9 protein-coding genes and 1 riboswitch are annotated in these 6528 nt (G+C 52.5%); of the genes, 4 read left to right on the top strand and 5 right to left on the bottom strand.

The features are described 5' to 3' along the window. Positions 1–125: 125 nt before the first annotated feature. Positions 126–212, bottom strand: a riboswitch (cyclic di-GMP riboswitch). Between the two features lie 363 nt (positions 213–575). The 4 genes from AMA01_RS03305 (at position 576) to AMA01_RS03295 (ending at position 4421) form a co-directional block, all read left to right on the top strand. Beyond that, positions 576–1706, top strand: a complete 1131-nt coding sequence (locus AMA01_RS03305; RefSeq protein WP_067847274.1) for an MBL fold metallo-hydrolase — start codon at positions 576–578, stop codon at positions 1704–1706. A gap of 166 nt (positions 1707–1872) precedes the next feature. Beyond that, on the top strand, positions 1873–2541 hold the full coding sequence (locus tag AMA01_RS03300; RefSeq protein WP_067847271.1) for a class II aldolase/adducin family protein: 669 nt from the start codon (positions 1873–1875) through the stop codon (positions 2539–2541). Between the two features lie 64 nt (positions 2542–2605). Beyond that, positions 2606–2962, top strand: coding sequence for a PadR family transcriptional regulator (locus tag AMA01_RS13505; RefSeq protein ID WP_230088065.1), 357 nt, complete (start codon positions 2606–2608; stop codon positions 2960–2962). Positions 2963–3026: 64 nt separating this feature from the next. After that, complete coding sequence (locus AMA01_RS03295; RefSeq protein ID WP_231862804.1) at positions 3027–4421, top strand: MFS transporter; 1395 nt, start codon at positions 3027–3029, stop codon at positions 4419–4421. A 101-nt stretch (positions 4422–4522) separates the two neighbouring features. On the opposite strand, the gene AMA01_RS14240 is transcribed toward AMA01_RS03295, so the two are convergent. The 5 genes from AMA01_RS14240 to AMA01_RS03275 form a co-directional block, all read right to left on the bottom strand. Further along, entirely contained in the window at positions 4523–4741 is a 219-nt protein-coding gene (locus AMA01_RS14240) for an integrase core domain-containing protein (protein ID WP_156468403.1), read from the bottom strand. A gap of 318 nt (positions 4742–5059) precedes the next feature. Continuing rightward, a complete protein-coding gene (locus AMA01_RS14235; RefSeq protein ID WP_156468402.1) occupies positions 5060–5218 on the bottom strand; it encodes an IS3 family transposase in 159 nt (52 codons plus the stop codon). Positions 5219–5669: 451 nt separating this feature from the next. Next, positions 5670–5852 (bottom strand): hypothetical protein, encoded by a 183-nt coding sequence (locus AMA01_RS13795; protein ID WP_067847268.1) that lies wholly within the window; start codon positions 5850–5852, stop codon positions 5670–5672. Between the two features lie 48 nt (positions 5853–5900). Further along, on the bottom strand, positions 5901–6092 hold the full coding sequence (locus tag AMA01_RS03280; protein WP_067847265.1) for a hypothetical protein: 192 nt from the start codon (positions 6090–6092) through the stop codon (positions 5901–5903). Between the two features lie 106 nt (positions 6093–6198). Then, positions 6199–6447: a helix-turn-helix domain-containing protein gene (locus AMA01_RS03275; protein ID WP_082743920.1), complete on the bottom strand. Its 249-nt coding sequence runs from the start codon at positions 6445–6447 to the stop codon at positions 6199–6201. Positions 6448–6528 lie beyond the last annotated feature (81 nt).

The raw sequence follows: 6528 nt of genomic DNA, 5'->3' as shown, positions 1-6528 counted from the left end.
CCCCCCCCCCCCCCGAGAGGGGTTATTTTCCAAGTGACTTTTTTCCATTTACCTTCCCCCGTCTTCTCTCATCACAAAAGGAGCAGCTCGCCCCAGCAAGCTGCCCCCATGTTCCCATTCGTGAAAGCGGCAGCCCGGCGATCTTAGGTCCAAGTCCCCGTAGACCCGTAGCTTTGCGTCCCAACGTTTCCGTTGGTTTGCCCTGAAACGCCTCGTATATGGTTCATTGTCCTCGGATTCCATTGCTTGCCCATGTTTTTTATCGACATCATCTCTTACGATTCGACATATCCAAGCAAATGCAAACCTCTATCCAGGTCTAAAGATACATTCGCCATTCTTCTTAGAATTCCTTTCTCTCTTTCAGTAGAACGAGCCTACATCCGACGAATCATAAGTATCACCTGTTGAATTTGATAATGAAACCTTGACAACTCCATCCCTTCTCTCTAATATACCCAGTAGGGTATATACCCACTCGGGTATTCATCGGCCTCTCCTCTGCACAGAGAGGGATGCCACAAAAGCTTATCGGTGAATCTAATCCTGAACCGTGAAGGAAGGGAGTAGCATCTATGGCGATCCGCACGATTTCTGCCGCTGAACTTCATCGCAAAATGGACTCTGGAGAATCACTGTTCATCTTAGATGTTCGCAACCCTGAGGAGTATCAGGATTGGAAAATCGAAGGTAACCAATTGCGATCCATCAACATTCCGTACTTTGATTTCCTGGATGACAATGACGCGCTCTATGCTGATCTTCCGAAAGACACCGAGATCATCACGGTATGCGCAAAAGGCGGGTCTGCTCAAATGGTGGCAGAACTGCTTGAGCAACGTGGTTACGATGTGAGTGTTCTGGAAGGTGGCATGCTCGCTTGGAGTCAGTTTTACGTGCCGGTGACGATTGTCGAGGATGAAAATTTGAAGCTTATCCAGTTCAATCGTCTGGCGAAGGGTTGCCTATCCTATATGGTGATTTCCGACGGAAAAGCCCTTGTCGTCGACCCAAGTCGACATGTAGATGAGTATTTGCGAGTCGCCGAGCAGGAAGGGGCACAGATTGAACACATCATGGACACTCACCTGCACGCCGACCACATCACAGGCGGGCCCGAACTCGCGCAGAAAACAGGTGCTACGTACTACATCTCGACCAGTGAAATGCAAGGTTCAGACCGGCCCTATGAACCACTCGAAAAGCACAGCATGATTCAATTTGGCCAAGTGAATGTCAAGGTCTTGGCCATTCCTACGCCGGGTCACACACCTGGAAGCATGTCCTTCTTGGTCAACGATCAGTTCTTGTTGTCAGGAGACACGATTTTTGTGGGCGGACTCGGTCGTCCAGACCTCGGTGGCAAGGCCCGCGAATGGGCACAAGCATTGTACGATACGGTGTTTCGCACGATAGCTCAACTTTCTGACGACGTGCTCGTCCTCCCCGCGCATTATGCGGATATCCAGGAAATCAACGCGTCCGGCTATGTCGGAGAAACACTCGGAGAGATTCGTCGTAAGAACGAAATCATGCGTACCGAAGATCGCGAAACGTTCACGGAGACAGTCGCGAATTCGGTCGGTGCCACTCCGCCTAACTATGAGGATATTGTGAGCATCAATCGCGGTGTGCTATCGGTATCCCCTGAAAAGGCGACCGAATTGGAAATCGGGCCAAACCGTTGTGCCATTCATCATACTTGACAACATCGACACGCTTAAAAAGGCGCGAGACAAACGACGTCGAGCGCCTTTTGCGTTTGATATTGATGGATTCCACGAAGGGGAACAGATTCGCGAATAACAGCTTGCTTTTCGTGACACTATACTGTAACGTACAGTATAGATTGATAAACAGGGAGTGAGTATCATGGATCAGGTGCAACAGAAGAAGCGAGAACTGATGGAGGCAGCACACAAGCTGAAGGAAGCGGGCCTATTGTTCCGCGGATATCACGCCAATCTGTCAGCGCGCATTTCAGAGGACACCATGATTCTCACCAGCGGCGGTAGCGTCGAACATTTGGATGAAAACGGCTTTGCACTTATTCGCTTGGACGGACAGGTTATCGAGGGTGATATCGCGCCCGTTATGGCCGAAATCATTCAGATGCACGCTGGTGTATACCGTGAACGTCCGTCCGTAGGTTGTGTGATTCACACGCATGCTCCACATGCGACGTCGTTTGCGGTGGCTCAGCAACCTATCCCTGTTGTGTATGAGCCACTCGTCCGCTTTGGTGTAACGGACGATATTCCGGTCGTCCCTTGGGCGCCACGCGGTTCGGACGCTTCAGTCAAAGGTATTGCTCAAATCGTGAAAGACCGACCAGGTGTATGGGCGGTTCTTTTGGCCAATCATGGCGTGCTCGCATTCTCGCGCACGATCAGCGAAACCGTTCAACTTTTAGCGACCCTTGATGAAGCGACAGAAATCGTACTGAATGCCCGTATGCTAGGCGGAGAGAAGCGGTTGCCTGACCAAGCGTTTACGCAGATTCAGGAACGGATGCGGGAGTTTGCGGAAGTCAAACGGTGAACGTTGAGAAGGCGCCAATCTGGCGCCTTCCACATTAATCAAGAAGGGGAAAATGGTATCCGTGATGCAGAAACAAAATCGTCACTTGCCAGCTTTCTTGCTGTTGTTGTTGTTGGACGGTGAAGCGCACGGAGGAACCCTTTGGTCCAAACTGAAGTCGCTTCTCCCAGACCAATGGAACATCGATAGTGGCGCTGTATATCGCACTTTACGTGATCTTGAGGAACGTGGAGCTGTTTCATCGCAATGGATGACCGAAGAACCCGGTCCCCCAAAACGCGTATACGCTATCACTCAGAAAGGGTTGGAAGAACTGTACGAGTGGCGAAAGGATATTCTGATGCGAAAACAAAGTCTGGATATTTTTCTTAGCCGATTTGATGAGCATGTGCGTTCAGGGAGATTGCATGAAGATGCGTAACCTCAGAACCTTTCTGCCGGGGTTTCGCCGAGGGCAACATCCTTCCCGGCTAGAATATCGGAAGATGTGGTGGATCTTCACCAGCGTTGTTTTAGGGACATTGATGGTCAATATCGATAGCAGCGTGGTCAATGTATTGATCCCTACGCTTGAGCGTGCTTTTCACCGTCCACCATCATTGCTTCAATGGGCGGTCTCCGCATATCTTCTCGTGGTGACTACACTTCTCCCGCTTCTCGGCGCACTGTCCGATCGTGGCAGCCGAAAGAAGTATTACCTTATGGGTGTGGCTCTTTTCACAATCTCCTCCGCGCTGTGCGCCATAGCGACAAATCTTATGCAACTTATCATCTTTCGGATGATACAAGGGTTAGGCGGGGCGCTCATCATGGCGAACGTGATGTCCATCATTACGTTCACTTTCCCGCCAGAAAGGCGCGGGAAACCACTTGGATATGTCAACAGCATCGTGGCATTAGGCACGATCATCGGGCCTGGTCTGGGAAGTGTCCTTCTTTCCTTGTTTGGATGGCGATCTGTCTTCTGGATTAACATCCCCATTGGGATGATTTCGCTAGCGCTTAGCATTGTCCACCTTCCACCTCTCAGAACTTCGAAGGAGAAACAACCACTCGATCTTGTGGGCGCAATCTGGATTACTGCCGCAGTAGCAGCGATATTTTTCGAATTTAGTGAGGCAGGGGCCTGGGGATGGATGAGTGCTCCAAGCATTGTGCTTCTCGTCACGAGTGTCGTATGTTTCTTGCTCTTTCTGGTTCATGAGCGACACACACCAGCCCCGCTCATTCAATTGACATACTTTCGTATTCCATCATTTGGTCTCTCTGTGGTTGCAAGTTTTCTTTCATACGTGCTCATGATGATGCCCCAGTTCCTGCTTCCCATTTTTCTACGAGATGTGCAAGATGAATCGGCCACTCGGGTGGGGCTCGTCTTGATGACGCAATCCTTGAGTATGTTCGCATTCTCACCCGTCGCGGGATGGCTAAGTGATCGATATGGCCCGCGCGCTTGGCCTGTGATCGGCATGGTGATGGTGGGCATTTCAGAAGCCGTTTTCTCCTCGTTGTCTGCGCATACGCCGCTTGTCTATACAACGATCGATCTGTTTCTCTTCGGCCTAGGGCTCAGCCTGTTCACCGCGCCGAATAACGCACTCGTGTTAGCGGCAGTTCCCCCTCAACATAGCGGCGAAGTCGGGAGCTTGCTGGCGCTTGTGCGAAATCTTGGCCGCCTTGTGGGCATCGCGGTCTCGTCGGCAGAACTGACCGTCAGTCGCGTGAATGGTAGTGGAATGGCCAATTCCCACACTCTCGTCATGGCCTTTGATCGAGCATTTTATATAGGAATTATCCTCGCAACACTCGCGTTTGCATCAAGCATCAGTGTCAGTTTGCACCGTACGGCGCTGAGGAGCACATGGAACAGGCGAACTTAGTGAACCCGGCTTTGTCAACAAAGATGGGATGGCTTTTAAGAGATAAATGCAATTCAGATACGAACCGTCTCACGCTGCGTCTCGTTGTATTTTCCAATTTCTTAATCCAAAAGCGAGCGATAGCCTAGTGCGCAGTGTGGTCGGTCCGTGTTGTAAAAGTGAATGTACGGCTCAATCGCCGCTGTCGCCTCGGCAAAGCTGCTGTATTCCTGCAGCCACACTTCCTCCCCTTTCAACGACCGGAAGAATCGCTCAATGTATCCGTCAACATCAGGGTTGTTGTACCCCGTCCGCTCGTGGCTGATTTGGCAAGCCTTCATCGGTTCGATGAACCATCGACTCGTCAGCCGGCAGCCACTGTCCGTTCGAGCGTCAAACCGGCACCTTGAACGCCGCTTGGGAACGGATAATTCAGCACCATATCTGCAGCATTCAGCAAGTCCTCCGTACGGCAGAACCGGGGAAACAAGTACCCCACAATCTCCCGGTCCTAAGCGTCAATCATGAAAACTAAATATACCCATCCGTCTTTCCCGCACCACACCATCGTCATGTGGCACTGGAAATGCTCGTTGGACCTGGTGACTGGTATCTTCCTTCGCCGTTTCGCTGGTGAATTCATCAGCCAATACACCCGCTTATGGTTCACACGCAAGTTTGTATCGACGACGCAACATCACTTGGATTCGCCGGTATCCGTACGCGGGGAGTTCTTCGCACAGTTTCCGAATGCACTGTTTGACCACAGCGTCCTCATCCACAGGAGGTCGTTTTGGCTTTGGAACAGGCGACTTCATATAGGCTGTAACAGTCCGTCTGATTCAGCCTTCGTACTACTTGCACTCAACGGGGCAGGAAGTCCCTCTTTGGCGATCTGGCATACCAAAGAACGGTTATTTACTTGCAGCCCAATTCGATTTTTTCGCAACACATCAACCAGCATTGTAAGTTCACCGATCGTAGCCCGAGCCTCCTGCAACTCCATCTCTCCAGTTCCTGCTCCTTCGTAGAAAGTCCGGACTGAAGTCCCGCCCACCAGCCAGGTACACTTCACGCCACCTGTAATACAGACTCTGGACTACGCCACGGCGCCGAAGTACTTCTAATGTTCGCACCGGGCATCATGCTCTCGAGGACGATGTTCATTTTTTCATCCACTGTCCGCCTATATCCCACAAACACCTAGACATAGTCTTCACCTATTCCTTCTGTCTGGGTTGACTTTGGGACAACTATAATGCTCGTCGATCACGTCAAGATAAGAAACCTGGTGAATCGTGCGGACGAAGACGGCAACCCATCCGTGCTGGCGAAATTGGGACGGTCCTGCGGGCGCACGTCCATCTCGAGGAACAGGTCATCTTCCCACTCATCGAAGAGACGCTTCAAGAACCGGACTTGACGCGCCTGGCGCCGTTCTTTGAAGAGCACCGGGCGTCGTCTCCCTATGCGCACCCCGACGAACGCACGGCGCGCCGCTCATCGCTTCAGCGTGCGAATGACCTCGAGCAGATGATCGATCTCGTCGATGCGGGCCCGGCGCTCCTCCGCCCCGCCCGCAAATTCGTCAGGATCGCTCTCCTCCAGCTTGTGCCGCCGGTGCTCAAGTGCCCTTGTCACGTGCCGGATGGCATCCTGGTAGCCGCGTTCGGCCTCGGTCTCCACACCCATCCCCCGCTTCCTCGAACGTGGCGCCAAATCGGTACCCGTCAGGCGGCTTCGATCCGGCTCCTGCACGTAGCATACACCAAGGCGCAGCCCCCGTGATCCACCTCGGTCACGCTTCTCCCTCGCCGGGATCGCGCGGGATATCGCCTTTGTCCGGGCGTGCATCGCCCCACAGGTCGCTCAGACTGACGCCGAGCGCCTCTGCGATGAGCCCGAGCTTCGCAGCGTTGCTGCCGCGCGCGCCCGATTCGATGGCATAAATGTAGCTCACGCTCACGCCAGCCTGCTCTGCCAGCTCGCGTACTGACAACCCGCGCTGTTTGCGATAGTATCGTAAGCGTTGGGCAAGTTCCGCCACGCGAACCACTCCGTTACATTTCTACGATTGAGAAAATGATATCAGAATTTATGGCTGGGCGGTAGTGGGATTTTACGATGG

This window comes from Alicyclobacillus mali NBRC 102425, from assembly GCF_001570745.1.
Taxonomy (GTDB): domain Bacteria; phylum Bacillota; class Bacilli; order Alicyclobacillales; family Alicyclobacillaceae; genus Alicyclobacillus; species Alicyclobacillus mali.
Note: the sequence above shows the minus strand (reverse complement) of the source record. Positions and strands in the feature narration are given on the sequence as shown.

Excerpts from the sequence above, each read along its gene's own strand:
- AMA01_RS03305 (WP_067847274.1), top strand. The coding sequence starts at position 576 with ATGGCGATCCGCACGATTTCTGCCGCTGAACTTCATCGCAAAATGGAC.
- AMA01_RS03300 (WP_067847271.1), top strand. The coding sequence starts at position 1,873 with ATGGATCAGGTGCAACAGAAGAAGCGAGAACTGATGGAGGCAGCACAC.
- AMA01_RS13505 (WP_230088065.1), top strand. The coding sequence starts at position 2,606 with ATGCAGAAACAAAATCGTCACTTGCCAGCTTTCTTGCTGTTGTTGTTG.
- AMA01_RS03295 (WP_231862804.1), top strand. The coding sequence starts at position 3,027 with ATGTGGTGGATCTTCACCAGCGTTGTTTTAGGGACATTGATGGTCAAT.
- AMA01_RS14240 (WP_156468403.1), bottom strand. The coding sequence starts at position 4,741 with ATGAAGGCTTGCCAAATCAGCCACGAGCGGACGGGGTACAACAACCCT.
- AMA01_RS14235 (WP_156468402.1), bottom strand. The coding sequence starts at position 5,218 with ATGAAGTCGCCTGTTCCAAAGCCAAAACGACCTCCTGTGGATGAGGAC.
- AMA01_RS03280 (WP_067847265.1), bottom strand. The coding sequence starts at position 6,092 with ATGGGTGTGGAGACCGAGGCCGAACGCGGCTACCAGGATGCCATCCGG.